The sequence below is a fragment of the Plantactinospora siamensis genome, assembly GCF_042434095.1.
Classification (GTDB): domain Bacteria; phylum Actinomycetota; class Actinomycetes; order Mycobacteriales; family Micromonosporaceae; genus KBS50.
The window spans coordinates 309,375-335,160 of the sequence record NZ_JBHLUE010000004.1 but is presented as its reverse complement, the minus strand read 5'-3'; the positions used below and the strand labels follow the sequence as shown (position 1 = coordinate 335,160).

Below are 25,786 nucleotides of genomic sequence, written 5' to 3'. Positions count from 1 at the left end.
GCCCGGCCGGTGCGAGAATCGGCCGGTGATCGAGTACGCGCTGCTGCTGGCCCCGTCGAGCAACCGGGTGTACGCCGACGCGTCCGGCCGGCTGGCCCGCGCCGAGCTGGCCGTCTTCGCCCGCTCCGGCGTGCTCGGCACCGAGCCGGCCGACATCGGCGAGCGCCGAATCGGCGGGGTGCCCTACCTGACCTTCGCGGCGCCGGAACCGGGACTGGGCGGGCAGGACATCGCGTACCTGGCGAACCTGTCCGCCGCGTACGCGTTGTTCGAACGCCGCGGCGAGCTGCTGCGGCCGGTGGAGCTGGCGCCGCTCGGACGCTACGACTCCGATCTGATCACGATCCCGAAGTACGCGGGCAAGACCAACGAGCAGTTCACCCGGCTGCTGTTGAACATCACCCTGCTGGCCTCGGCGTCCGCCCCGGCCATGCTGGCCGGCGGGCTGGTGGTGCTCGACCCGCTGTGCGGCCGCGGCACCACGCTGAACCAGGCGTTGATGTACGGCCACGACGGGCTCGGGGTGGAGATCGACAACAAGGACGTCGACGCGTACGCGGCGTTCCTGCGCACCTGGTTGAAGCGCAAGCGGCTCAAGCACCGGGCGGAGCTGGTCCCGGTACGCCGGGAACGCAGGCTCGTCGCGCGCCGCTTCGAGGCCGTGCTGGCGCCCTCGCCCGAGGCGTACCGGAGCGGCGCCACCCAGAAGGTCACCGTGCTCAACGCCGACACCACCCGGCTCGCGGAGCTGCTCCGCCCGGCCTGCGCCGACGTGATCGTCACCGACGCGCCGTACGGCGTGGCGCACGGCAGTCGGGGCGCGCAGGGGCTGTCCCGCAGCCCGCTCGAGCTGCTCCGCGCCGCCGTACCGGGGTGGACCCGGCTGCTGCGGCCCGGCGGTGCGCTCGGGATGTCCTGGAACACCCACGTGGCGCAGCGGTCAGCGGCCGCCGAGGTGCTCGCCGGCGCGGGCCTGCGGGTGCTGGACGGCCCGGGCTACGCCGAGCTGTCCCACCGGGTCGACCAGGGCATCGAGCGGGACGTCCTGGTGGCCGTCGCGCCGGCGCCCGACCCGGGGCCTCAACCGGCGTCGCCGCCCAACCTGCGGCGCGAACAGGCGTCGTCGCCCGACCCGGGGCGTTAACAAGGGGCCCTTCCTATACCGGAAGCGATAACAAGGGGCCCTTCCTTCGCGTCCCGCGTACGCTGGTCCGCCGTGTACACCGGAACCGCGCTGTTCGATTTGCTGCTGCCCGCCGACTCCCGCTCGCTGAAGGCGAAACGCTCCTACGTCCGGCCCATCGTGGCGGCGCTGCGCCGGTTGGAGGTGTCGGCCGCCGAGGTGGGGGCCCTGGACCTGCACGGCCGGGCCGAGTTGGCGGTGGCCGTGGTGGCGGCCGGGACCGACCACGTCCGGGAGGTGCTCGACTCCTGCGAGCGGTTGATGGCCGGCCGGCCCGAGGTCGACCTGCTGTCGGTGCGCCGCCGCCTGTACGGGCCGGAGGACTGAGGCGGGGCCGCGCCGCCGGTACGGGTCGGAGGACTGAGGCGGGGCCGCGCGGACCGGGGTGCGCCCCGGGTAGTGTTTCCAGACGTTGGTCGGGCCGGTTCCGCCGTCGGCGGGACGGTCCGCGCAGGAGGCCGTGGAGGTGCGAGATGACGGATCCGGCCCGGGTACGCCGGCACGCGGAGCGGGTGCGTGAGCTGGTCGCTTCGGTGGTGCGTACCCAGATCAAGGACCCGCGGCTCGGCATGATCACTATCACCGACGCGCGGATCACCGCGGACCTGCGGGAGGCGACGGTGTTCTATACCGTGCTCGGGGACGCGGCGGCGCAGGCGTCCACGGCGGCCGCGCTGGACAGCGCCAAGGGGATGCTGCGCAGCACGGTCGGCAAGGCGCTGGGGCTGCGACACTCGCCCACGCTGGCCTTCGTGCTCGACAACGTGCAGGACCAGGCCAAGCACATCGACGACCTGCTGGCTGCGGCGCGGAACGCCGACGCCGAGGTGCAGCGCCGGGCGGCCGGGGCCCGGTACGCCGGCGACGCCCAGCCGTACCGGGTGGACGCGGATGACGACGACGAGTCGGACGGCGAGGCCGGCCAGCCCGCGGAGGCGCACGGCGGCATCCAGGACGACGAGGCCGATGAGGTCCGCGCGGCCGATGAGGCGTACGAGGCCGGCGGGACGCAACAGGTCCCGTCCGACCGGTCGGCCGGGAACGGTACGGCGGACCGGTGGGGCGGGGACCGGCCGTGACCGGTGCGGCGGCGCCGGTCGGCGCGCCGGAGTCGCCGCCGGGGGACGACGCCCCCGGCCGTGCCGCGGCCGCTTTTCCCGGGGCCGGCGGGACCGGACCGGGGGAACGCTTCCCGGCGGGTACGGCGACCGCCCCCGACCGGGCCGACTGGGCTGCGGCCGTGGCGGCGGTACGCGGCCTGCCCTCGACCGCCCGGGTGCTGCTGATCTGCCACGTCAATCCGGACGGCGACGCCCTCGGCAGCATGCTCGGCTTCGGGCTGGGGCTGCGCAAGCTCGGCCTCAGCCGGATCTCGGCGACCTTCCCCGGCCGCTTCGAGGTGCCGCTGCCGCTGGCCGGGATGCCCGGCGAGGAGCTGCTGGTGCCGGCCGACGGGGTCGAGACCGAGGCCGACCTCGTGGTCTGCTTCGACGCGGCCAGCGAGTCCCGGCTGGGCGACCTGCTGGATCGGGTGACGCGGCCGGTGACGCTGGTGCTGGATCACCACGCCTCCAACACCGGGTTCGGCGACATCCGGCTGGTGGACCCGGCCGCCGCGGCCACCTCCGTGGTGGCGGAGCGGCTGCTCGCCCTGCTCGAGGTGCCGCTGGACGCACGGATCGCCGAGTGCCTGTACATCGCGCTCACCACCGACACCGGCTCGTTCCGGTTCGACGTCACGACGCCGCTGGTGCACGAGCTGGCCGCCCGGCTGCTGGCCACCGGCCTGCGCCCGGGCGACATCTCCCGGCGGGTCTTCGACACCCGCCCGTACGCGGCGATCCGGCTGCACGCCGACGTGCTGTCCCGGATCCGCCTGGAGCCGACCGCCGCCGGCGGGCTCGGCCTGGCCTGGACGTACGCCACGCTCGCCGACCTGGAGCGGCACGGGCAGCGACCGTACGTGCTGGAGCCGCTGATCGACCCGGTCCGGTGCACCGCGGAGGCGGACGTGGCCTGCCTGCTCAAGCAGGTGGCCGAGGAGGAGTGGGCCGTCTCACTGCGCAGCAAGGGCGCGGTCGACGTGAGCGCCGTGGCGGTGGCGCTGGGCGGTGGCGGGCACCGGCTCGCCGCCGGCTTCACCGGGTACGGCTCGGTGGACGAGGTGCTGGCGGCGGTCCGCGCCGAACTGCCGCGTGGATCCGGTGGCGGGGCAGCTCGGGGATAACTCCGGGCGTATCTCCCTTTCCGCGCAGCGTGACGGGCGGGGACAATCAGGGTATGGAGCAGCCCTCGGAGTTGGTCACGGAGGCGCCGCGGGCCTGGGACCGGCCCGCCGTCTCGATGCCGGTGCTGGCCGTCCTGTCCGTGGTCGGTGGGAGCTTTCCCTCGTTCTCGGTGCAGGCCAACCTCTACACGATCGGCACCGGCGGAGCGTTGATCTGGTTCGGCCTGTCGCACCGGGCGCCGCGCCGGCCCGGCCGGCCGGTGGGTCCGGGCGTCTACTGGTGGCTGCTGCCGGTGGCGGTCTTCGGCGTATTCGAGGGCACCACCTTCGTGCTCGGGGCGGGTGACGACTTCCCGACCTTCTCTCGGCTCGCCGACCCGGTTCTCGATCACGAGCTGGCCCGGTCGGCCGGCTATTTCGGCTGGTTGTGCGCCTTCTGGGGGCTGGTCCGCCGATGATTCTCCGATGCCTGGCCGTCGCCGGCTTCGCCGTGGCGCTGCTGCTGTTCGGTGCGGTGGAGTGGGCCGCCCGCCGGGAGGGCTCCCGGATCCCCACCCTCGGGGAGGCCTGCGCGTACGTGATGGGTTACGAGGTGGGCTCGGTGCCGGTGGGGCGGATCGGCCTGTTTGGCTTCTGGTGGTGGGTGGGCTGGCACTTCTTCGCCCGGTGATCGGCGGCCTGCGCCGGGCCTCGTTCCACATTCCGAGAACCGTGGGCACCATGTGGACCTGAACGATAGCTTGGGTGATGTCGCGACGCGTGGCCCGGCGGATCCGGGTCCCGCGGGGTGGCCGATGAGCCACCTTCTTGCCTCCAGGGTCAGACCGACCTTGGGTCACGCTGCCTCTGTCTGCGCACCCGGCGATCCCGGGCCCGGCCGGAGGGCGTTCAGCAGACCACAGCGGCGGGCCGTGCCGGCCCGACGCGCCCTGGAAGGAGCAGCCACATGGCCAGTCAGCCCAAGCCGCAGACCGCCAACGACGACGCCCGCGAGCAGGCCCGGAAGGCGCTGCAGACGTCGATGGACACCCGGCAGTGAGTCGGGGGTGATCCGCCCGGACCGCCGATGGCGACCCGGGCGGATCGCCATTCCCGCCCGATGACGCTCGCGCCGGACCCCGGCGGTCGCGCCGGTGGACCCGGCGGCCGCGCCCCGGCGGACCCGGCGGACACGCCCCGGCGGCCCTGGCGGACACGCCCCGGCGGCCCTGGCGGACACGCCCCGGCGGACCCGGCAGACACGCCCTGGCGGACCCGGCGGCCGCGCCCCAGCGGCCGCGCCCCGGCGGACCCGGCGGACACGCCCCGGCGCGGACCGGCAGCCGCCGGTGCGGTAAGCATCCCTAGGGTTTGTGTTCCTTACGGATTTCGTGCCACGATCGGTCCCCGTGAGCCAAGGCAGCCTCGACGCCGCGTCGCGGAGCCGCCCCGGCGCGCGCCGGATCGCCGAACTCGCCCTGCCGGCCCTCGTGGTGCTGGCGGCCGAGCCGCTGTACGTCCTCGTCGACACGGCCGTGGTCGGGCACCTCGGCCGGGTGCCGCTAGCCGCGCTCGGCGTCGGCGGCAGCGTCCTCACCATCGCCGCCTGGCTCGGCACCGTCGTCGCGTACGGCACGACCGGGCGGGCGGCCCGGCGGTACGGCGCGGGCGACCGATCGGCGGCGGTGGCCGAGGGGGTGCAGTCCTCGTGGCTGGCGCTGACCGCCGGCCTGCTGGTCACCGGGCTGCTCGAGATCGCCGCCGGGCCCCTCGCCCGGGGCCTGGCCGGCGGCGGCGAGGTGGCCGCGGCCACCGCGGGCTGGCTCCGGGTGGCCGCGCTCGGCGCGCCCGGCCTGATGCTCGCGGCGGCCGGCAACGGCTGGTTGCGCGGCGTCCAGGACACTCGCCGGCCGCTCTGGTTCGTCCTGGCGCCGAACCTCCTCTCGGCGCTGCTCTGCCCGCTGCTGGTGTATCCGGCCGGGCTGGGCCTGGTCGGCTCCGCCGTGGCCAACGCGGTCGCGCAGACGCTGTCGGGGCTGCTGTTCGGCAGCGCCCTGCTGGCCGAGCGGGTGTCGCTGCGGCCCCGGGCCGAGGTGATCCGGCGGCAGCTCGGGCTCAGCCGGGATCTGCTGGTGCGCGGGGCGGCATTCCAGGCCAGCTTCCTTTCGGCCACCACCGTGGCGGCCCGGTTCGGCGCCGCGGTGGTGGGCGCGCACCAGATCGCGGTCCAGCTCTGGTTCTTCACCGCGCTGGTGCTGGACGCCCTGGCCATCGCGGCGCAGGCGCTGGTCGGTTCGGCGCTCGGCGCGGGCGACGCGGCCGGGGCTCGCTGGCTGGCCCGCCGGGTGGCGGTGGCCGGCGGCCTGTGCGGGATCGTCTTCGCGCTGCTGATCGGCGCCGGCGCGGGCGTCGTTCCCGGCTGGTTCAGCGACGACCCGCAGGTGCGCGAGCAGACCTTGGCGGCCTGGCCGTGGTTCGTGGCCATGCAGCCGCTGGCCGGCGTGGTCTTCGCGCTGGATGGCGTGCTGATCGGCGCCGGCGACGTGCGGTACCTGCGCAACCTCACCATCGTGGCGGCCCTCGGCGGCTTTCTCCCGGCCATCTGGACGGCGTACGCGCTGGATCTGGGCCTCGGCGGGATCTGGGCGGGCCTCACGCTGTTCGTGATGATCCGCCTGGCCGCCCTGCTGCTGCGCCTGCGCTCCGGCCACTGGGCGGTCCCCGGCGCGGTCCGCTGACCCCGGAGCCACCCGCGATCTTGCACTATTGGCCCGGGCATTTCGCATGGTAAGCCACATAAAGGGGGCCAAAAGTGCAAGATCGCCGAGGGGTGGCGGGGGAACGCGGGGGGTCCGGTCCGGTCTGGCAGGCTTGGTCACCGTGAGCGTGGACGGACTGATCGTGGTGGACAAGCCGGCCGGGATGACATCGCACGACGTGGTGGCCCGGGTTCGGCGGCTGGCGCGTACCCGGCGGGTGGGCCACGGCGGGACGCTGGACCCGATGGCCACCGGGGTGCTGGTGCTCGGGATAGGCCGGGCCACCCGGCTGCTCACGTACCTCCTCGGGGCGGACAAGAGCTACACCGCCACGGTCCGGCTGGGCCAGTCGACCGTCACGGACGACGCCGAGGGCGAGGTGACGGCCAGCGCGGCGGCGGGCCGGCTCGACGACGGGGCGATCCGCGCGGCGTTCGCCGACCTCGCCGGGGAGATCGACCAGGTGCCGAGCGCGGTCAGCGCCATCAAGATCAACGGCCAGCGGGCGTACAAGCGGGTCCGCGAGGGCGAGTCGGTCGAGCTGCCCGCCCGGCGGATCACCATCGCCGAGCTGGCGGTGCTCGCGATCCGCCGGCCCGCCACCGCGGCCACCGGCGCCACCGGGGCCACCGGCGACGCCGCAGCCACCAGGGACGCCACGGCCACCGGCGACGCCGCGGCCACCAGGGACGCCGCGGCCACCGGCGACGCCGCGGCCACCGGCGCCACCGCGGCCACCGGCGACGCGGCGGTCACCGGCGCCACCGCGGCCACCGGGGACGCCGCGGTCACCGGGGGCGCCGCGGTGGGGGACCGGGACGGGGTCGCGACCGCGGGCGAGGGCGCGGTGGTGGACGTGGACATCGACGTACGCTGCTCGTCCGGGACGTACATCCGGGCCATCGCCCGGGACGCGGGCGCGGCGCTCGGGGTGGGTGGTCACCTCACGGCGCTGCGCCGCACGGCGGTCGGCGGCTTCACCCTGGCCGAGGCGGCCACCCTGGAGACGCTGGCCGAGCGGGCCGAGCTGACCGGTGGGGTGGCGGCGCTGGCGCCGGCCGACGCGGCCCGGCGGTTCCTGCCGGTCCGGCAGGCCGAGCCGGCCGAGGAGCGGGTGCTGGGGCACGGCGGTCCGTTGACCCCGGTCGGGATCGCCGGCCCGTACGCCGTGCTGGGCGGGGACGGGCGGCTGATCGCTATCGTCAGCGAACGGGACGGTCGGGCGCGGCCGGAGATCGTGCTGGCGCCCGCGTGACCAACGGACGGCTACGGGGAGGACGGCCATGGAACGGTGGCGGGGATACGCGGCGGCGCCGCGCGGATGGGGTCGGTCGGTGGTCACCATCGGCGTCTTCGACGGCGTGCACAAGGGGCATCAGGCCACGATCGGGCACGCCGTCAAGCGGGCGCACGACCTGGGCGTGCGGTCGGTGGTGGTCACCTTCGACCCGCACCCGTCCGAGGTGGTCCGGCCGGGCTCCCATCCGGCCATCCTCACCGAGCCGGCTCGCAAGGCGGAGCTGATCGAGCAGCTCGGGGTCGACGTGCTGTGCGTGGTGCCGTTCACCCCGGAGTTCTCCCGGCGCTCCGCCGAGGAGTTCGTGCACGACATCCTGGTCGAGCACCTGCACACGGCGGTCGTGGTGGAGGGGGAGAACTTCCGGTTCGGGCACCGGGCGGCCGGCGACGTGCCGCTGCTGGAGCGCCTCGGCCGGACGTTCGGATTCGCGGTCGAGGGCGGCCCGCTGGTCACCGACGACGGCACCGTCTTCTCCTCCACGTACATCCGGTCGTGCATCGACGCCGGCGACGTGTCGGCGGCGGCCGCGGCGCTCGGCCGGCCGCACCGGCTGGCCGGCGTGGTGATCCGGGGCGACCAGCGCGGCCGGCAGCTCGGCTTTCCGACCGCCAACCTGCTCTGCCATCGGTACGCGGCCATCCCGGCCGACGGCGTGTACGCGGCCTGGCTGGTCCGGGACCCGGCGCGGGCCGGGTCGGACGGGCGCACCCGGCTCCCGGCCGCGGTCTCGATCGGGACAAACCCCACCTTTTCCGGCCAGGATCGGCGGGTCGAAGCGTACGTGCTGGACTTCACCGGCGATCTCTACGGCGAGCAGCTGGCGCTGGATTTCGTGGCGCACCTCCGCGAGCAGCGCGCCTACCAGGGGGTCGAGCCGCTGATCGCGCAGATCGACGAGGATGTGGCGCAGACCCGGCGCCTGCTGGGTTGATGCGGCCCCTGCCGGGCGCCGGGCGCGGAAGCTGGTAGCCTGGCAGGGACGTCGGGTGACCGACGGATGGCCTCGCGTGCCTGCACGACGCCGCGGGTGCGAGGTTTACCATCAACCCACGGAAACAGGGAGAAAATGGCGCTCGACCAGGAGTCCAAGAGCAAGATCCGGCAGGAGTACGCCACGGCCGAGGGTGACACCGGTTCGCCCGAGGTGCAGGTGGCCGTGCTCACCAAGCGGATCGCCGACCTCACCGAGCACCTCAAGGTGCACAAGCACGACCACCACAGCCGTCGTGGTCTGCTGCTGCTGGTCGGCCGGCGCCGCCGGTTGCTCAACTACCTCCAGAAGGAAGACATCAGCCGCTACCGGTCGCTCATCGAGCGGCTCGGCCTGCGGCGGTGACGTGACGGGGGGAACGGCGGACTCGCCGCTCCCCCCGCGCCGTCCCGGCGAAAAAACGGGCCAGCGCGACCGCCCGCAAGGGGAGCCGGATCAGCGCACCGGTCCTCGGTAGTGGCCCCCGGGCCGCCGGCAACCGCCGGCCACCCCGGGCGCTTCGATCGAAGACCGGCCGCCTGAGCAGCTCCGGCGAGGTCGTGAGGCCCACGACCGAAGGAGTACGAAACACCCATGACCGAGAACCGCCTCGGCACCCAGCACAGCAAGGCCGTGATCGACAACGGGTCGTTCGGCACCCGTGAGATCACCTTCTCCACCGGACGGCTGGCCCGCCAGGCCGCCGGCTCCGTCGTCGCCCAGCTCGGCGAGACCGTGGTGCTCTCCGCGACCACCGCGGGCAAGCAGCCCAAGGAGCAGTTCGACTTCTTCCCGCTCACCGTCGACGTCGAGGAGCGGATGTACGCGGCCGGCCGGATCCCCGGCTCGTTCTTCCGCCGCGAGGGCCGGCCGAGCGAGGACGCCATCCTCACCTGCCGGTTGATCGACCGCCCGCTGCGCCCCTCGTTCGTGAAGGGCCTGCGCAACGAGGTCCAGGTCGTCGAGACCGTGCTGGCGCTCGACCCGCAGCACCCGTACGACGTGGTGGCCATCAACGCCGCCTCGATGTCGACCAAGCTGTCGGGCCTGCCGTTCTCCGGCCCGATCGGCGCGACCCGGATGGCCCACATCGACGGCCAGTGGGTCGCCTTCCCGACCCACGAGGAGCTCGGGCGGGCCACCTTCGACATGGTGGTGGCCGGCCGGGCGCTGCCGGACGGCGACGTCGCGATCATGATGGTCGAGGCCGAGGCCACCGAGCACACCGTGAAGCTGGTCGCCGGCGGCGCCGCTGCGCCGACCGAGGAGGTCGTGGCCAGCGGCCTGGAGGCCGCCAAGCCGGCCATCCGCGAGCTGTGCCGGGCCCAGAGCGAGCTGGCCGACGCCGCCGCCAAGCCGGTGGCCGAGTTCCCGACCTTCCTGGACTACCAGGACGACGTCTTCGAGGCGGTCGCCGAGCGCGGCCGGTCCGAGGTGGCCGAGGCGCTCAAGATCGCCGGCAAGGCCGACCGCGAGGAGGCGCTGGACCGGATCAAGGCCCGGCTGCTCGAGGAGCTGGCGCCCCGGTTCGAGGGCCGGGAGAAGGAGATCAGCGCCGCCTTCCGGGCGCTGAACAAGTCCGAGGTCCGGGCCCGGGTGCTGCGCGAGCAGGTCCGGATCGACGGCCGCGGACCGCGCGACATCCGCCCGCTGTCGGCCGAGGTCGGCGTGCTGCCCCGGGTGCACGGTTCGGCGCTGTTCGAGCGCGGCGAGACCCAGATCATGGGCGTGACCACGCTGAACATGCTGCGCATGGAGCAGGCGCTGGACACCCTCTCCCCGGAGAAGTCCAAGCGCTACATGCACAACTACAACTTCCCGCCGTACTCGACCGGTGAGACCGGCCGGGTCGGTTCGCCGAAGCGGCGGGAGATCGGCCACGGCGCGCTGGCCGAGCGGGCCCTCATCCCGGTGCTGCCGTCGCGGGAGGAGTTCCCGTACGCGATTCGGCAGGTCTCCGAGGCGCTGGGCTCGAACGGCTCGACCTCGATGGGCTCGGTCTGCGCCTCCACCCTGGGCCTGCTGTCGGCCGGTGTGCCGCTGAAGGCGCCGGTGGCCGGCATCGCCATGGGCCTGATCTCCGACGAGGTCGAGGGCAAGACGCAGTACGTCACCCTCACCGACATCCTCGGCGCCGAGGACGCGTTCGGCGACATGGACTTCAAGGTGGCCGGCACGCGGGACTTCGTCACCGCGCTCCAGCTGGACACCAAGCTCGACGGCATTCCGTCGGACGTGCTGGCCGCCGCGCTGCAGCAGGCGCACGAGGCCCGGCACACCATCCTCGACGTGATGCAGCGAGCCATCGAGTCGCCGGCCGAGATGTCGGACTACGCGCCGCGGGTCACCACGGTGAAGATTCCGGTCGACAAGATCGGCATGGTGATCGGGCCGAAGGGTCAGACCATCAACGCCATCCAGGACGAGACCGGCGCCGAGATCTCGATCGAGGACGACGGCACCATCTACGTCGGCGCCACCAACGGGCCGTCGGCGCAGGCCGCGGTCGAGCGGATCAACGCGATCGCCAACCCGACGCTGCCGAAGGTGGGCGACAAGTTCCTCGGCACGGTGGTCAAGACCGCCGCCTTCGGGGCGTTCATCTCGCTGCTGCCGGGCCGGGACGGCCTGCTGCACATCTCCAAGGTGGGCGACGGCAAGCGGGTGGAGAAGGTCGAGGACTTCCTCAACGTCGGCGACCGGGTCGAGGTGCAGATCGCGGACATCGACGGCCGCGGCAAGATCTACCTGGACAAGGTGCGTCCGGAGGGCGCCGAGGCGCCGGCCGGCGGCGCGCCGGCGGAGGGCGCTGCCGGTGACCGGCCGGGCGGCCGGGACCGCGGCGACCGCGGTCCGCGTGACCGTGGCGACCGGGACCGCGGCGACCGTGGTCCGCGCGGTGACCGTGGCGAGGGCGGCGGCGGCGAGGGCGGCGGCGAGGGTGGCGGCGAGCGACGTCGCCGTACCCGGCACAGCTGACCCGCCCGATGACCCCTCCGTCGCGGGACGGTTCGAACGGTTCCGGGTCCGGCGCGCAGGCGCCGGCCCGGGCCGTCACCCGTACCCTGACCTCCGATCCGCTGGGTGGCACGGTCCGCCGGACCGTCCTGCCCAGCGGGCTCCGGGTGCTCACCGAGGCGATTCCGGCGATGCGCAGCGTGTCGTTCGGCATCTGGGTCGCAGTCGGCTCCCGGGACGAGACCGGTCCGCAGGCCGGTGCCGCGCACTTCCTGGAGCACCTGCTCTTCAAGGGCACCCACAAGCGCACGGCGCTGGACATCTCCGCCGAGATCGAGGCGGTCGGCGGCGAGACCAACGCGTTCACCACGAAGGAATACACCTGCTACTACGCCCGGGTCCTGGATGACGACCTGCCGCTGGCGGTCGACGTCATGTGCGACCTGGTGGCCGACTCGGTGCTTGACCCGGCCGACGTGGAGACCGAGCGCGGGGTGATCCTCGAAGAGATCGCCATGCACGACGACGAGCCGGGCGACGAGGTGCACGACCTGTTCATCCAGGCCCTCTACGGCGATCACCCGCTGGGCCGGTTGATCTCCGGCACCGAGGAGACCGTCTCCCCGATGAGCCGGCGGCAGATCCAGAGCTTCTACCGGCGCCGGTACGTCCCGCCGGCGATCGTGATCGCCGCGGCCGGCAACCTCGACCACTCGGCCGTGGTGAAGCGGATCCGCCAGGCGATCGCCGGGACCCCGCTGGACAGCGGGCCGGCGCAGCCGAGCGCGATCCGGCCCACCGGGCCGCTGGTCCGGGTCCGGACCGGCGGCACCGTGGTCGAGCACAAGGACACCGAGCAGGCCCACCTGGTGTTGGGCTGCCCCGCCATCGACCGGCTGGATGACCGCCGGTTCGCGCTCGGGGTGCTCAACAACGTGCTGGGCGGCGGCATGTCCAGCCGGCTGTTCCAGGAGATCCGGGAGCGGCGTGGCCTCGCGTACTCGGTCTACTCGTACGCCAGCCAGTACGCCGACACCGGCCTCTTCGCGGTCTACGCCGGGTGCGCCCCGGGCAAGGTCGACGAGGTGCTCACCCTGGCCCGAGCCGAGCTGGCCGAGGTGGCGGCGCACGGCATCACCGCGGTCGAACTGGCCCGGGGCAAGGGCATGACCAAGGGCTCGTACGTGCTCGGCCTGGAGGACACCGGTTCCCGGATGAGCCGGCTGGCCAAGGGCGAGCTGCTCTACGGCGACCTGCTGGCCGTGGACGACCTGCTGGCCCGGGTCGACGCCGTGACGGTCGACGAGGTGAACGCCCTCGCGGCCGAGCTGCTCGCCCAGCCCATGTCGCTGGCCGTCGTGGGCCCGTTCACCGCGGCCGACTTCCCGGCCGGGACGTCCTCGTCGAGCTAGATCAAGGACGGTAGCCGGCGCGCCCTGGGACGTTGGTTGGGATAGGTTGTGGCCCGTGACTGACGAGCGTGAACCGATTCGGGTCGGCGTGCTGGGCGCGCGCGGGCGGATGGGCATCGAGGTGTGCCGGGCCGTGGACGCGGCCGAGGACCTTGAGCTGGTGGCGATGATCGACCAGGGCGACTGGTTGTTCAACGCCTCGGACGCCGGCGCCGAGGTCGTGGTCGACTTCACCACCCCGGATGTGGTGCTGGACAACCTGCACTGGTGCATCGACCAGGGCATCAACATGGTGGTCGGCACCAGCGGGTTCACCGAGCAGCGGCTGGACCGGGTCCGCACCTGGCTGTCCCACAAGCCCGATGTCGGCGTCGTCATCGCGCCGAACTTCGGCGTCGGCGCGGTGCTCATGATGCAGTTCGCCGCGCGGGCGGCCCGGTTCTTCGAGTCGGTCGAGATCATCGAGCAGCACCACCCGCGCAAGCTGGACGCGCCGAGCGGCACGGCCACGCACACGGCCCGGCTGATCGCGCAGGCCCGCGCGGACGCCGGTCGCGGTGCGATGCCGGACGCCACCAAGGACGAGGTGGCGGGCGCCCGCGGCGCCGACATCGACGGGGTACGCGTGCACGCCGTCCGGGCCACCGGCCTGGTCGCGCACCAGGAGGTGCTGTTCGGTACGACCGGCGAGACGCTCACCATCCGGCATGACTCGTACGACCGGGCCTCTTTCATGCCCGGCGTGCTGCTGGCCGTGCGCGCGGTGCGCAACCGCCCCGGCCTCACCGTCGGCCTCGACCCCCTGCTCGCCGAGATGTAGGCCGGACCCGCCGGGGGCGCTCCGGCGCGGCATGCGCCGCCGGCGGGTCCGCCGGGCCCCCGTTGTCGCTTTCGGTATGGCAGGGGGCCCTCTTAACGCCGTTCGCTCGGCCAGGCCGACGCTCAGTGCCGGACGGGGGTTTCCGGCTCGCCGCTGCGCTGCGCCGGCACGGTGGGCGCGGCCGGTGGCGCGAGGGGCTCGGCCGGCGTGACCGGGCTGGTGGACACCCGCAGCCCGGCCGGGAGCCCGGTGACCGAGACGCCGCCGGCGTCCACGGACACCGTCACCTCCGCGCCGCCGATCCGCAGGCCCTGCGCGGTCACCGGTCCCAGCGGCAGGCCGGCCATCGGGCGCAGCCGGACGACGCCGCCCGGCACGTCCGGGTCCAAGCCCAGCGCCGCCCACAGCACGGCCACGGCCGCGGCCGCCGACCACGCCTGCGGCGAGCAGGCGGCCGGGTACGGGACCGGCCGGCCCAGCGGCGCCCGGTCGTCCCCGCCGTACAGCTCGGGCAGCCGGTAGTCGAACGCCTCGGCCGCGCCGAGCAGCCCATCGGCGAGCCGTCCGGCCGGCTCGGCGAAGCCACCCGCGGCGAGGCCCGCGAGGACGATCGCGGTGTCATGGGCCCAGATCGACCCGCAGTGGTACGACAGCGGGCTGAAGCCGGCATCCTTGGTGGACATGGTGCGCAGCCCGAACCCGCCCGACATCTCCGGGCTGGCCAGCACGGCCGCCACCTGGGCCTCCTCGGCCGCGGACAGCAGGCCGGTGCCGAGCAGGTGGCCGATGTTGCTGGTGAGCGAGTCGACCGCGCGCTTGTCCCCGTCCAGCGCGAGCGCCGGATGGGCGCCGAGCGGGCCGTCGACCCAGAACCGCTCCCGGAACCGGCGGTTCAGCTCGCCGGCGTAGTCCCGCCAGCGCTGGCCGCCAGGCCGGTCGAACGCGTCGAGCAGCGCCGCGCCGGCCAGCGCCGCCTGGTGGGCGTACCCCTGCACCTCGGTCAGCGCGATGGGCGGCCGGCCCAGGCTGCCGTCGGCGAACCGGACGGCGTCGCCGGAGTCCTTCCAGCCCTGGTTGGCCAGGCCGCGCCCGCTGGTGTCGACGTACTCCACGAAGCCGTCCCCGTCGGCGTCGGCGTAGTCGGCCAGCCAGCCCAGCGCGGCCTCGAGGTTGGGCAGCAGGGCCGCCACCTCGTCGGCGGGCATGCCCCACCGCCAGGCCTCGTGCAGCAGCACCACCCAGAGCAGGGTGGCGTCCACCGTCCCGTAGTACGCGGCCGGCAGCTGGAGGCCGTTGCCCACGACGGTGAACTCGTGGCGGCGCAGCTCGTGCATGATCTTTCCGGGCGCCTCGCCGGACTGCGGGTCCAGCCGGGTGCCCTGCCGGCGGGCCAGCACCCGCAGGGTGCCGGCGGCCAGCTCGGTGCCGAGCGGGAGCATCATCCGGGCGGCCCACATGCTGTCCCGGCCGAACAGGGTGAGAAACCACGGCACCCCGGCCGCCAGGAAGACGTCCGCCGGCGCCGCCGGCTCGGCCAGCCGCAGCGCCCGCAGGTCGTCCAGGGACCGGTCGAGCAGCCGGACCAGCCGGTGGTCACCGGCGGTGACCGCGGGCCGGGACCAGGTCGGCTCGCCGTCCGGGGCCTGTACGACGGCCCGCGGGTCATCGACGTGCAGCCGCCAGCGCAGCACGGCGGTGCCCCCCGGCGGCAGGTCGACCGACCAGCAGAGCCGATCGGCGCCCTCCGCCGACACGCCGGCCCCGTCCGACCCGGCCTCCGCCCGGACGGTGGTGCCGTCCGGCCCGGCCTCCGCCCGGACGGGGGTGCCGTCCGGCCCGGCCTCCGCCCGGACGGTGGTGCCGTTCGGCCCGGCCTGCGACCGGACGGTGGTGCCGTCCGGCCCGGCCTGCGACCGGGCGGCGGTGCCGTTCGGCCCGGCCTCCGCCGCGGCCTCCGCCCGCGCGTCGGCGCCGGTGACCGTGACCGTGGTCCCGTCGGCCGCCCAGGTGAACCGGTCGGCGCCGGCCGCCGGGGTCAGCTGAACCGGCGAGCCGCCCGACTTGACCACCTCGATCGGTGCCAGGTCGGCGGCGACCGCGAGGCTCACCTCGGCGCGCACCGGGCTCGCGGCCGTGGAGACGATGTGGATCTCCTCGGTCAGCTCACCCGCTCCGATCCGGCGTACCCGGTCGATCCGTACGGTCGGGTCGGCGCCCGGATCGCCCAGCCAGCGGGCCAGGCTGACGTACCGGGCGCCGTGCGGGCCGTCCGGGGTCGCGCAGAGCACCTCCGGCTCGCGCCCGTCCACCAGCAGCTCGGCCCGGGACAGCACCCGGGCGTCCGCGTGGAACACCCCCTGCACGCCCCGACCCGCGCGGATCTGACCGGCGGTGTCGCTCAGCGCGCTGGTGGGCGCGTGGGCCACGCTCACCAGGTCGTGCAGCAGGGGTTGGAGCAGGCGAGGGGTCACGGTGGCTCCTGAACGGCATCCGCGGATCGATGCCTTGACAGACGGGGGTGACTGAGTGCACAGTGCGAAACATCCCAGAAACTTGAACGATCCAATGATGCCGCAGCACAGTTGGATCGTTCAAGGCCCGCCAGGAGGTGGAAATGCCGGAGAAGGTGACCATCGCCACAGTGGCCCGGCATGCCCAGGTCAGCCGGCAGACCGTCTCCAACGTCCTCAACAGCCCGCACCTGGTCCGGGAGGAGACCCGGGAACGGGTCCGGGACGCCATCGCCACCCTGGGTTACCGGGTCAGCCAGGCGGCCCGGCAGATGCGGACCGGCCGGTCCAAGCTGCTGGCCGCGCGGATCGAGCCGACCCGGGACGGCATCAACGGCTCGGTGCTGGACCGCTTCCTGCACGGCCTCACCGAGACCGCCGAGGCCGCCGGCTACCGGGTCCTGCTCTACACCGCCGGCGACCGGGCCGCCGAGATCGCCGCCTACGACGACCTGCTCGGGGCGTACGACCTGGACGGGTTCGTGCTCACCGGCACCGACCACGGTGACGTCCGGACGGCCTGGCTGGCCGAGCGCGGCGTGCCCTTCGTGACCTTCGGTCGGCCCTGGGACAGCCCGGAGCGGCACCCGTGGGTCGACGTGGACGGCGCCGCGGGCGCCGCCCAAGCGACCCGGCACCTGATCGGCGCGGGACACCGGCGGATCGCCTTCGTGGGCTGGCCGGCCGGCTCCGGCGTGGGCGACGACCGGCGGTCCGGCTGGCTGGCGGCGCTGCGCGAGGCCGATCTGCCGTACGCCGACGAGCTGGACCGACGCACCGTCGACGGGATCACCGAGGGCGCGGCGGTGACCCGGGACCTCCTCGCCCTCGCCGAGCCGCCCACCGCGCTCGTGTGCGCGAGCGACAGCCTGGCGATCGGCGCCCTCCAGGCGGCCCGCACGTACCCGCCGAACGGCCGCGACCTGGCCGTCACCGGCTTCGACGACACCCCGGTGGCCCAGGCCATCGGCCTGACCAGCGTGAGTCAACCGCTCGGCCAGGCCGCCGCCCGCTGCATCGAACTGCTCACCGCACTACTGGACGGCGACGTGTCCGGCGGCCCGCGGGCCGCCGGACAGCCGCCGAGCCAGGTCCTCCTCCGGCCGAGCCTGGTGATCCGCCAGCCGGCCTGACCGCTACACCATTTCCCCCCAATCACCCCTCAGGAGAATCCGGATGCGAACCAGAAGAACCCTCGGCCGGGTAGCCGTGGCTGGCCTCACCGCGGCAACCCTGCTCGGCGCGGCGGCCTGTGGCAATGGCTTCAACGACGACAAGAGCGGCGGCGCCAAGCAGTCCAGCGGGCCGGCCTCGCTGCAGATCCTGATCGGCTCGTCCGGCGACGCCGAGACCAAGGCCGTGAAGGACGCGGCGGCCAAGTGGGCCGGCTCGTCGGGCAACCAGGCCACGGTCACCCCGGCCCAGGACCTGACCCAGCAGCTGGGCCAGGCGCTGGCCGGCGGCACCCCGCCGGACGTGTTCTACGTCGACGCCGCCCGCTTCGCCGACTACGCCAGCGTGGGCGCGCTGGAGCCGTACGGGGACAAGATCAGCAACTCGAGCGACTTCTACGAGAGCCTGCGCACCACCTTCACGTACGACGGCAAGCTGTACTGCGCGCCGAAGGACTTCTCCACGCTGGCGCTGGAGGTCAACACCGACCTGTGGAAGAAGGCCGGGCTGACCGACGCGGACATCCCGACCAACTGGGACCAGCTCACCTCCGTCGGGCAGAAGATCAAGGCGAAGGGCATCACCCCGCTCGCCCTCGGCGACACCCGCGACCGGGTCGGCGCCTTCATGAAGCAGGCCGGCGGCTGGATCGTCAGCCCCGACGGCAAGTCCGCCACCGCGGACAGCCCGGAGAACCTGCAGGCCCTCCAGTACGTGAAGTCGCTGCTCACCAGCGGCGTGGCCAAGTACCCGAAGCAGCTCGACTCGGGCTGGGCCGGCGAGGCGTTCGGCAAGGGCAAGGCCGCCATGACCATCGAGGGCAACTGGATCAAGGGCGCCCTGCAGAGCGACTTCCCGAACGTCAAGTACACCGTGCACCCGCTGCCGGCGGGCCCGAAGGGCCAGGCCACGCTCTCCTTCACGCAGTGCTGGGGGATCGCCGCCAAGAGCAAGTTCAAGGACCAGGCGATCAAGTTCGTCGAGGCGATGACCGCCGGTGACCAGCAGGTGGCGTTCGCCAAGGCGTTCGGCGTGATGCCGTCCCGGCAGTCGGTCAAGGACCAGTACACGTCGGCCTTCCCGACCGACAAGCCGTTCGTCGAGGGCGCCGACTACGCGCAGGGCCCGGTGAACGCGCCGAAGATGGACAGCGTGCTGGCCGACTTCGACACGGGCATCCAGCAGCTCACCTCCACCGACCCCAAGGCGCTGCTGTCCCGGGTGCAGAAGAACACCGAAGCCGCCCTCAAGGGCTGAGCCGCTGCGGTTCGGGCGTTAACAGGGGCCCCTTCCTATACGGAAGGCGATAAGAAGGGGCCCCTCCTTTCAAGGAGGGCGAGCGTGGCAATCAACGCGTTGGGCGGCACACCCGGCCCGCCGGCTGCCGCCGTCGGTACCGGCGGCCGCGGCGTTCGCGGTGGCGGTGGCGGTGGCGGCCGCGGGATCCGCAGCAATGAACAGATCGCCGGCTGGCTGTTCGTGGCCCCGGTGATCGTGATCCTGGGGTTGTTCCTGCTGCTGCCGATCCTCATGGCGCTGTGGGTGAGCCTCACCGGCTGGAACGGGCAGGGCAGCCCGTTCACCAGCGGCGTGCCCTTCGTGGGTGGCCACAACTACAGCAAGCTGTTCCTGGAGGACAGCCTGGCCCGGCGGGACTTCATGACCGCCATCCGCAACAACATCTACTACGTGGCCATCGTGGTGCCGGTGCAGACCGCCCTGGCGCTCGGCCTGGCGCTCGTGGTCAACAACCGGATGCTCAAGGGCAAGGGGTTCTTCCGGACCGCCTTCTACTTCCCGTCGGTGACCAGCTCGGTCGCGATCAGCGTGGTCTTCCTGTTCATGTTCAGCAGCTCCGGGGCGGTCAACCAGCTGCTCTCGGCGATCGGGATCAGCGGGCCGCAGTGGTTCGCCGACCCGCGCGGCGTGCTGCAGATCGTGCTCGGCGTCTTTGGCCTGCACGACGCGCCGGCGGCGCTGGCCAACGGCGGACCGTTCGGGCTGAGCTGGTGGGACTGGCTGTCCGGGCCCAGCGTGGCCATGTGCGCGATCATCGCGCTGGTCATCTGGACCACGTCCGGGACCTTCATGCTGATGTTCCTGGCCGCCCTGCAGAACGTGCCGGTGGCGCTGGACGAGGCGTCCACGCTGGACGGCGCGACCACCTGGCAGCGGTTCCGCTACGTCACGCTGCCGATGATCAAGCCGACCATGTTCCTGGTGCTCACGCTCGGGCTGATCGGCTCCTGGCAGGTGTTCGACCAGATCTACGTGATGAGCCAGGGCAGTCCGGCCAAGACCACCCTCACCCCGGCGTTCCTGTCCTACCGCACCGCGTTCCGGAACTTCGAGTACGGCTCCGGCGCCGCCATCTCGTTCGTGCTCTTCCTGATCATCATCGTGCTCACGCTCCTGCAGCGCTACCTGCTGCGGGAACGGGACGACGCCGGCCGGCGACCGTGGTGGCGCCGGCGGGCCGTGGGGAGGTCCTGACATGGCCCTGGTGACCGAGCCGCCGCGGACCCGGACCGACGCGCCGTCGGGGGCTGCGCCGCGACGGCGCAACCAGCCTCGCGGTCTGGTGAACACCTTCCTCGGGTACGCCGTCCTGATCTTCTTCGGGTTGGTGTTCCTCTACCCGTTCGTGATCCAGATCGGCAACGCCTTCAAGTCGGAGCCGGACGCCACGGCCAACCCGCTGTCGCCGATCCCGCAACCGGTCGACACGACCAGCTTCATGAAGATCTTCAACGGGACGGAATTCCCGACCTGGATGTTCAACTCGTTGCTGGTGACCGTGGTGGTCACGCTCGGCCGGATCCTGTTCGACTCGATGGCCGGGTACGCCCTGGCCCGGCTGCGGTTCCGCGGTCGCGGCGCGCTGTTCGGCGCGGTGCTGGCCGTGATGGCCGTGCCGGGCGTGGTGCTGCTGATCCCGAAGTTCCTGGTGCTCAACCAGCTCGGCATCTACAACAGCTACACCGCGCTCATCGTGCCGTTGCTGGCCGACGCGGCCGGGGTGTTCATCATGAAGCAGTTCTTCGAGTCGATCCCGGTGAGCGTGGAGGAGGCGGCCCGGATCGACGGCGCCGGCATCTTCCGGACCTTCTGGTCGGTGGTGCTGCCGATGGCCCGGCCGGCGCTGATCACGCTGACCATCCTGTCCTTCCAGGGCTCCTGGAACGAGCTGCCGCACTCGCTCGTGGCGGTGCAGGATCCCAGCCTGTTCACCCTGCCGCGGGGGCTGGCCGACCTGGTCAGCGGCTCGCTCGGCTCCGGCACGCAGTATCCGCTCAAGCTGGGCGCGGCGATGCTGGCCACCATCCCGGTGGCGATCATCTTCGTGGTGTTCCAGCGGTACTTCATCCGTGGCGCCAACGAGGGCGCCGACAAGGGCTGATCCGGACCGCGGCGCGGCCGGCCGGCGCCCCGGGGCGCTCCGGCCGGCCATGCCGACAGCCGGTCGGCTTCGGCGTCGGTCGGCTGCGGCTTGGCCCGGCGTCGGTCGGCGGGTCGTGGCGTCGGCCGGCTTCGGCGTCGGTCGGCGGGTCGCGGCGTCAGCCGGTCGGCGTCGGTCGGCTCCGGCTCGCGGCGTCAGCCGGCCAGCGCCGGGCGGCCGGTCTCCGGCCAGCGCTCCAGCCGCTCCGGGAGCCCGAACAGCGGAAACAGCGCGGGTTGGACGAAGTGGTTGAGCCGGGCGATCAGGCCGTCGACCGGTTCCACCAGGCCGATCGAGAAGGCCCGGTAGCCACCGGCCGGGTCGCGGCGGTAGTGAGCGAACGCGGGCACACCGTTGGCGGCCAGCGGCACCAGCCGGGAGCCACGGCACTCCCGGCCGGGACCGCGGAGGAACCGGCCGATGTCCGCCGCGCCGCGCAGCCACAGCCGGAACGGCGGCATGTTCTGGATGGCGTCGGCGTGCAGCAGCGCCACCAGCGTGTCCACGTCGTACCGTTCGAAGGCCTCGACGTACCGCTCCAGCAGCTGGGCCTCGGCGGCGCCGAGCGTGGCCGGCGGCCCGGCCTCGGCGGCCCGGGCGGCCATGGTGGCGCGGGCCCGCTGCAACGCGCTGTTCACCGAGGTCACGCTCGCGTCCAGCTGCTCGGCCACCTCGGCCGCGCTGAACCGCAGCACGTCCCGGAGCACCAGCACGGCGCGCTGCCGCGCGGGCAGGTGCTGCAACGCCGCCACGAAGGCCAGTCGCACCGACTCGCGGGCCACCGCCAGCTCGGCGGGGTCGGCCTCGGCCGGCAGCACGGCCGGATCCGGCGCCGGCTCGATCCACTCCACCGCGGGGGTCGGCTCGCCCACCGCCGACTCGACCGGCGCGCAGGGACCGCCGAGGTCCATGGGCAGGGCCCGGCGCGCCCGGCCCCGGGCCAGGTCGACGCAGACGTTGGTGGCGATCCGGTAGAGCCAGGTCCGCAGGCTGGACCGACCGTCGAAGCCGGCCATTCCGCGCCAGGCCCGGACCATCGTCTCCTGGACCGCGTCCTCGGCGTCGAACGGCGAGCCGAGCATCCGGTAGCAGTAGCCGGTCAGCTCGCGCCGATGCCCGTCCAACCGCAGGTCGAGCCGGTCCGCCGCCGACTCCGTCGCGAGCGTGGCCACGGGCTCACCGTCCTTCCGCCCCTCAAGGTGTCGTCCTGCCCGCACGCTACGCCGGGGGGCCGACACTTTCGGCCGCGTCGCATCCGGTAACCGAGGGGTCCCGGACCGCGAGCCGCGAGCCTAGGCGGGCTCGGGTGACGGGGCCGGCTCGGTCGGCACCGCGACGTGCAACCGGAGTTGGTCGACCAGCATGTCGTCGACGTCCAGCGCCCGACCCGCGCCGTCCGGCTCCCAGCCGGCGCTGCCGAGGAACTTGCGGGTCGCCGCGTCGCCCTCGAAGGCCCAGGCCACCGCGGCGGTCAGCCGGTCGCCCCGCCAGAGGTCGACGGCCGCCGCGAGCAGCCGGCTGCCGTGGCCGCGCCGGCCCCAGCGCGGCTCGACCAGCAGGTCGGTGATGGCCGCCACGTCGGACCCGAGCGCGTCGGCCGGCTCGTTGGGGGCCAGCGCCTGCTCATCGGCCGGCCCGGACGCCACAAATCCGACCAGATACGATTGTTCGGCCTGTTCGACGGCGACCAGCACGCGGTGTCGGTCCGACGGCGGCGTCGCCACCGCGGTGCGCCATCGCTGGGCCAGGAACTCCTCGTCCATCCCGTCGAGCACGTGCTTCGGGAGCAGCCGGCGATAGGCGACCCGCCAGGTCGCGAGCTGGATGCGTGCGATTTCATCGGCGTCCGACGGTCGCGCCGGCCGGACGTACCCCGTAGCCATGACTGGGAAGCGTACGCAAGGCGAGGTGGTGGGTGGTGGCGCAGGGTGCCCTGGGGCGTACCCGGAACCAGGCCGGCGCCGTCGCCATCCTGGCCGTCGCAGTGGCGGTCTTCATCGCGGTCGCCGCGGTGCGGCACGGGTTCTTCGACCTCAAGGTCTACGCCGGGGCGATCCGCTACTGGGTACGCGACGGCGGCGACATCTACGACTACCTCAAGCCGAGCAGCACGTACGGCTTCACCTATCCGCCCTTCGCGGCGTTCACGATGGCGCCGATGGCGTACCTGCCGTGGCCGGTCGTGATCGTGCTGAGCGTGCTGGCCACCGCGGCCGCGAGCGGGCTCGTGCTGTGGTGGCTGGTCGGCCCGCTGGCCCGGTACGCCGGCTGGACCGGCTGGTTCACCCTGGCCGTGGCCGCCTGCCTGGCCGCCGCCTTCGAGCCGATGCGGGAGACCGTGCTGTTCGGCCAGGTCAACATGCTGCTGCTGTTCCTTGTGGCGGCGGACCTGCTCTGGCTGGTGGCCGGGCGTACCCCGTTCGGGACGAGCGTGCCGGCCCGCTGGCGCCGGTGGGCCGGGATCGGCGTGGGGCTGGCCACCGCGATCAAGCTGACGCCGGGCGTGTTCATCGTCTATCTGCTGGTCACCCGGCGCATCCGGGCGGCGCTGGTGGCGGCCGGGACGGCCGCGGCCGCGTCCGTGCTGGCCGCGGCGGTGGCGCCGGACGCCTCCCGGGTGTTCTGGACCGAGGCCCTATGGAACACCGACCGGGTCGGTTCGCTGGGCTACATCTCCAACCAGTCGCTGCAGGGCCTGGTGGCCCGGCTCGATCCGGCGCAACCGAGCCGGCTGGCCTGGTTGGTGCTGGTGCTGGCGGCGCTGGCCGTCTGGGCCTGGCGGGCCCGGGCCGCCGTGGCGGTCGGGAACGAGGCCGCCGGGTTCGCCCTGACCGGCGTGGTCGGCTGCCTGGTCAGCCCGGTGACCTGGGTGCATCACCTGGTGTGGCTGCTGCCCGCCCTGATCCTCCTGGTCGACGCCGGGGTGCGGGCCACCGGCCGGCGCCGGCGGGCCCTGCTCGGCTTCGCGGCCGTGCTGTACGTGCTGCTCTGCAGCCGCCTGGTCTGGCTGTGGGAGGACGGCTCGGGCGGGATCGGCGGCTTCGTCGGCAGCAACGCGTACGTCTGGGCCAGCCTCGCGCTGCTGGTGGGCCTGCCGGTGCGCCGGGTCAGCCCTGATCCAGCCGGCCGCGGTAGCGAACCTCGACCAACCCCAGCGGTGGACGGCCCGCGGACCGTTTGATCTGGTACGTCGACCGCTCGCCGTCGGCGACCAGCCCGGCCCGCTCATAGAAGCCGCGGGCCCGGTGGTTGTCCTCCAGCACCCACAGCCGCAGTTCGGTCCAGCCCCGCTCGGCCAGCCCCGCGCGAGCCGCCGCGAACAGCGCCGCGCCGACGCCCCGACCCCAACGCGCCGGGTCCACGTAGAGCGCCAGCACCTCACCGTACGCGTGGTCGAGCCGGTCGGAGTCCTGGTCGATCCGGTACGGGCCGAAGGTGGTGAAGCCGGCCGTCCCCTCGGCGTCGCAGGCCAGCAGGGTCCGGAACGGGTGGTCCGGGTCGGCCGTGCCGTTGTCCCGCCGCCGCTGAGCCCAGGCGGCGGGGTTCAGCAGCCCGAGCGTCTCGTCGGGGATGAGGCCCCGGTAACCCCCCTGCCAGGCGCGGACGTGTACGGCGGCGATGGCCGCGGCGTCGTCGGGGGTTTCCGGCCGGATGGTGTACACCGGTTCAGTTGTAGCCCGCCCCGGGCGGCCGATCCAGCACCCACCCCGATGCGGCGGGTCAGCCGGCGCGCCGGAGTGTCGGACGGCTCCGCTAGCGTCGTGGGCGATGGTGGCATCCGAGGAACTCTCCGTGGCTCAGGCCCGGCGCGTGGCGCTGGCGGCCCAGGGCTTCGCCGACCCCGCGCCGACCGGCGTGCCGACCCGGCGCCACCTGCGCCGGGTGCTGGGCCGGACCGGGCTGATCCAGATGGACTCGGTCAACGTCCTGCAGCGCGCCCACTACCTCCCGCTCTACAGTCGCCTCGGTCCCTATCCCACCGACCTGCTGGATCGGGCGGCCTACCGCGCCCCCCGCGAGCTTTTCGAATACTGGGGCCACGAGGCGTCGCTGGTGCCGGTCGAGCTGCACGCCGCGCTGCGCTGGCGGATGGCCGCCGCCGAGAAGCACGCCTGGGGCGGGATGCGGCGGATCGTCAACGAGCAACCCGGGCTGGTTCGCTGGGTCCGGGACGAGGTCGCGGCCCGGGGCCCGCTGACGGCCGCCGAGATCGAGCACGACGCGCCCCGCGAGACCGGCAACTGGGGCTGGAACTGGTCGGTGGTCAAGCAGGCGCTCGAATACCTGTTCTGGGCCGGCGAGGTCACCGCGGCCGACCGGACCAGCTCGTTCGCCCGCCGGTACGACCTGCCCGAGCGGGTCCTGCCGGCCGCCGTGCTGGCCGCGCCGACGCCCAGCGACGCCGAGGCGTACCGGATCCTGGTGGCCATCGCGGCGCGCTGCCTGGGGGTGGCCGCGGAGCCCGAGCTGCGGGACTACTTCCGCCTGCCGGTGGCCGGCGCCCGGACCGCGGTGGCCGAGCTGGTGGAGGCCGGCGAGCTGCGGCCGGTCCGGGTACGCGGCTGGCGGCAACCGGCATACCTGCACGCCGAGGCCCGGCTGCCGCGCTGGATCCGGGCCAGCACGCTGGTCAGCCCGTTCGATCCGCTGGTTTGGGAACGCGCCCGCGCCGAGCGGCTGTTCGGGTTCACCTACCGGATCGAGATCTACGTGCCGGCCCCGCAGCGGGTCTACGGCTACTACGTCCTGCCGTTCCTGCACGGCGACCGGTTCGTGGCGCGGGTCGACCTGAAGGCCGATCGCCGCGCCGGGGTGCTGCTGGTCCCGGCCGCGTGGGCCGAGCCCGGGACGGACCATGGGGAGACGGCCCTGGCGCTGGCCGCCGAGCTCCACCGGCTGGCCGGCTGGTTGGGGCTCGGCGCCGTGGCGCCGCCGGCGGCCGGTGACCTGGCCGGCCCGCTGACCGCCGCCCTGGCCGGGTTGACCGGAGTACGCTGACGACCCGGCCGCCGGGCATCGCCCGGGTACGGTGAGAGCAGCCGATCGACGAGGCGAG

General features: G+C 73.7%; 22 protein-coding genes and 1 pseudogene. 19 read left to right on the top strand and 4 right to left on the bottom strand.

Annotated features, from left to right (window positions below):
* Positions 1–25 precede the first annotated feature (25 nt).
* The 13 genes and pseudogenes from ACFFHU_RS06455 (at position 26) to dapB (ending at position 13,608) form a co-directional block, all read left to right on the top strand.
* Positions 26–1,144: a TRM11 family SAM-dependent methyltransferase gene (locus tag ACFFHU_RS06455; protein WP_377336700.1), complete on the top strand. Its 1,119-nt coding sequence runs from the start codon at positions 26–28 to the stop codon at positions 1,142–1,144.
* A gap of 72 nt (positions 1,145–1,216) precedes the next feature.
* Positions 1,217–1,510, top strand: a complete 294-nt coding sequence (locus tag ACFFHU_RS06450; RefSeq protein ID WP_377336698.1) for a DUF503 domain-containing protein — start codon at positions 1,217–1,219, stop codon at positions 1,508–1,510.
* A gap of 146 nt (positions 1,511–1,656) precedes the next feature.
* A pseudogene (gene rbfA / locus ACFFHU_RS06445) lies at positions 1,657–2,094 on the top strand (30S ribosome-binding factor RbfA); the annotation flags it as partial.
* Between the two features lie 329 nt (positions 2,095–2,423).
* Positions 2,424–3,410 carry a DHH family phosphoesterase gene (locus ACFFHU_RS06440; protein ID WP_377337258.1) on the top strand — a complete coding sequence of 329 codons (987 nt, stop codon included), beginning with the start codon at positions 2,424–2,426 and terminating at the stop codon, positions 3,408–3,410.
* 53 nt (positions 3,411–3,463) lie between these two features.
* On the top strand, positions 3,464–3,868 hold the full coding sequence (locus tag ACFFHU_RS06435; RefSeq protein WP_377336696.1) for a hypothetical protein: 405 nt from the start codon (positions 3,464–3,466) through the stop codon (positions 3,866–3,868).
* Entirely contained in the window at positions 3,865–4,080 is a 216-nt protein-coding gene (locus ACFFHU_RS06430; RefSeq protein WP_377336695.1) for a DUF6186 family protein, read from the top strand. The genes ACFFHU_RS06435 and ACFFHU_RS06430 overlap by 4 nt, the downstream gene beginning before the upstream one ends.
* Positions 4,081–4,798: 718 nt before the next feature.
* On the top strand, positions 4,799–6,127 hold the full coding sequence (locus ACFFHU_RS06425; RefSeq protein ID WP_377336693.1) for an MATE family efflux transporter: 1,329 nt from the start codon (positions 4,799–4,801) through the stop codon (positions 6,125–6,127).
* Positions 6,128–6,269: 142 nt separating this feature from the next.
* Positions 6,270–7,403, top strand: coding sequence for a tRNA pseudouridine(55) synthase TruB (gene truB, locus ACFFHU_RS06420; RefSeq protein WP_377336691.1), 1,134 nt, complete (start codon positions 6,270–6,272; stop codon positions 7,401–7,403).
* Positions 7,404–7,431: 28 nt separating this feature from the next.
* On the top strand, positions 7,432–8,379 hold the full coding sequence (locus ACFFHU_RS06415) for a bifunctional riboflavin kinase/FAD synthetase (protein ID WP_377336689.1): 948 nt from the start codon (positions 7,432–7,434) through the stop codon (positions 8,377–8,379).
* A 135-nt stretch (positions 8,380–8,514) separates the two neighbouring features.
* Entirely contained in the window at positions 8,515–8,784 is a 270-nt protein-coding gene (rpsO, locus tag ACFFHU_RS06410; RefSeq protein WP_377336687.1) for a 30S ribosomal protein S15, read from the top strand.
* A gap of 228 nt (positions 8,785–9,012) precedes the next feature.
* Complete coding sequence (locus ACFFHU_RS06405) at positions 9,013–11,397, top strand: polyribonucleotide nucleotidyltransferase (RefSeq protein ID WP_377336685.1); 2,385 nt, start codon at positions 9,013–9,015, stop codon at positions 11,395–11,397.
* Positions 11,398–11,405: 8 nt separating this feature from the next.
* A complete protein-coding gene (locus ACFFHU_RS06400) occupies positions 11,406–12,788 on the top strand; it encodes a M16 family metallopeptidase (protein WP_377336683.1) in 1,383 nt (460 codons plus the stop codon).
* A gap of 55 nt (positions 12,789–12,843) precedes the next feature.
* Positions 12,844–13,608: a 4-hydroxy-tetrahydrodipicolinate reductase gene (dapB, locus tag ACFFHU_RS06395; protein ID WP_377336681.1), complete on the top strand. Its 765-nt coding sequence runs from the start codon at positions 12,844–12,846 to the stop codon at positions 13,606–13,608.
* A 122-nt stretch (positions 13,609–13,730) separates the two neighbouring features.
* Here the strand turns inward: dapB and ACFFHU_RS06390 are convergent, their stop codons facing one another.
* A complete protein-coding gene (locus ACFFHU_RS06390; RefSeq protein WP_377336679.1) occupies positions 13,731–16,079 on the bottom strand; it encodes an amylo-alpha-1,6-glucosidase in 2,349 nt (782 codons plus the stop codon).
* Positions 16,080–16,222: 143 nt separating this feature from the next.
* Here ACFFHU_RS06390 and ACFFHU_RS06385 point away from each other — a divergent pair, with 143 nt between their 5' ends.
* The 4 genes from ACFFHU_RS06385 to ACFFHU_RS06370 all read left to right on the top strand — a co-directional run bounded on the left by ACFFHU_RS06385 (position 16,223) and on the right by ACFFHU_RS06370 (position 20,691).
* Positions 16,223–17,251: a LacI family DNA-binding transcriptional regulator gene (locus ACFFHU_RS06385; RefSeq protein WP_377336677.1), complete on the top strand. Its 1,029-nt coding sequence runs from the start codon at positions 16,223–16,225 to the stop codon at positions 17,249–17,251.
* 43 nt (positions 17,252–17,294) lie between these two features.
* Positions 17,295–18,548 (top strand): sugar ABC transporter substrate-binding protein, encoded by a 1,254-nt coding sequence (locus ACFFHU_RS06380; protein ID WP_377336675.1) that lies wholly within the window; start codon positions 17,295–17,297, stop codon positions 18,546–18,548.
* A gap of 84 nt (positions 18,549–18,632) precedes the next feature.
* Positions 18,633–19,784, top strand: coding sequence for a carbohydrate ABC transporter permease (locus ACFFHU_RS06375; RefSeq protein ID WP_377336673.1), 1,152 nt, complete (start codon positions 18,633–18,635; stop codon positions 19,782–19,784).
* A gap of 1 nt (position 19,785) precedes the next feature.
* On the top strand, positions 19,786–20,691 hold the full coding sequence (locus ACFFHU_RS06370; protein ID WP_377336671.1) for a carbohydrate ABC transporter permease: 906 nt from the start codon (positions 19,786–19,788) through the stop codon (positions 20,689–20,691).
* Between the two features lie 194 nt (positions 20,692–20,885).
* On the opposite strand, the gene ACFFHU_RS06365 is transcribed toward ACFFHU_RS06370, so the two are convergent.
* Together ACFFHU_RS06365 and ACFFHU_RS06360 are read right to left on the bottom strand one after the other, a co-directional pair.
* The gene (locus tag ACFFHU_RS06365) at positions 20,886–21,902 is read right to left on the bottom strand and encodes a sigma-70 family RNA polymerase sigma factor (protein ID WP_377336669.1); all 1,017 of its coding nucleotides are present in this window, start codon (positions 21,900–21,902) and stop codon (positions 20,886–20,888) included.
* Between the two features lie 120 nt (positions 21,903–22,022).
* Positions 22,023–22,613: a GNAT family N-acetyltransferase gene (locus tag ACFFHU_RS06360; protein WP_377336667.1), complete on the bottom strand. Its 591-nt coding sequence runs from the start codon at positions 22,611–22,613 to the stop codon at positions 22,023–22,025.
* A gap of 35 nt (positions 22,614–22,648) precedes the next feature.
* On the opposite strand from ACFFHU_RS06360, the gene ACFFHU_RS06355 reads away from it, so the two are divergent.
* Entirely contained in the window at positions 22,649–23,911 is a 1,263-nt protein-coding gene (locus tag ACFFHU_RS06355) for a glycosyltransferase 87 family protein (RefSeq protein WP_377336664.1), read from the top strand.
* Here the strand turns inward: ACFFHU_RS06355 and ACFFHU_RS06350 are convergent.
* Entirely contained in the window at positions 23,838–24,392 is a 555-nt protein-coding gene (locus ACFFHU_RS06350) for a GNAT family N-acetyltransferase (protein ID WP_377336662.1), read from the bottom strand. The genes ACFFHU_RS06355 and ACFFHU_RS06350 overlap by 74 nt on opposite strands.
* Before the next feature lie 106 nt (positions 24,393–24,498).
* Here ACFFHU_RS06350 and ACFFHU_RS06345 point away from each other — a divergent pair, with 106 nt between their 5' ends.
* Complete coding sequence (locus ACFFHU_RS06345) at positions 24,499–25,728, top strand: winged helix-turn-helix domain-containing protein (protein WP_377336660.1); 1,230 nt, start codon at positions 24,499–24,501, stop codon at positions 25,726–25,728.
* Positions 25,729–25,786: the final 58 nt, after the last annotated feature.

Bases quoted from the DNA above. Each gene is read 5' to 3' on its own strand.
- ACFFHU_RS06435 (WP_377336696.1), top strand. From the start codon at position 3,464: ATGGAGCAGCCCTCGGAGTTGGTCACGGAGGCGCCGCGGGCCTGGGAC.
- ACFFHU_RS06430 (WP_377336695.1), top strand. From the start codon at position 3,865: ATGATTCTCCGATGCCTGGCCGTCGCCGGCTTCGCCGTGGCGCTGCTG.
- ACFFHU_RS06415 (WP_377336689.1), top strand. From the start codon at position 7,432: ATGGAACGGTGGCGGGGATACGCGGCGGCGCCGCGCGGATGGGGTCGG.
- rpsO (WP_377336687.1), top strand. From the start codon at position 8,515: ATGGCGCTCGACCAGGAGTCCAAGAGCAAGATCCGGCAGGAGTACGCC.
- ACFFHU_RS06405 (WP_377336685.1), top strand. From the start codon at position 9,013: ATGACCGAGAACCGCCTCGGCACCCAGCACAGCAAGGCCGTGATCGAC.
- ACFFHU_RS06400 (WP_377336683.1), top strand. From the start codon at position 11,406: ATGACCCCTCCGTCGCGGGACGGTTCGAACGGTTCCGGGTCCGGCGCG.
- ACFFHU_RS06385 (WP_377336677.1), top strand. From the start codon at position 16,223: ATGCCGGAGAAGGTGACCATCGCCACAGTGGCCCGGCATGCCCAGGTC.
- ACFFHU_RS06380 (WP_377336675.1), top strand. From the start codon at position 17,295: ATGCGAACCAGAAGAACCCTCGGCCGGGTAGCCGTGGCTGGCCTCACC.
- ACFFHU_RS06370 (WP_377336671.1), top strand. From the start codon at position 19,786: ATGGCCCTGGTGACCGAGCCGCCGCGGACCCGGACCGACGCGCCGTCG.
- ACFFHU_RS06360 (WP_377336667.1), bottom strand. From the start codon at position 22,613: ATGGCTACGGGGTACGTCCGGCCGGCGCGACCGTCGGACGCCGATGAA.
- ACFFHU_RS06345 (WP_377336660.1), top strand. From the start codon at position 24,499: ATGGTGGCATCCGAGGAACTCTCCGTGGCTCAGGCCCGGCGCGTGGCG.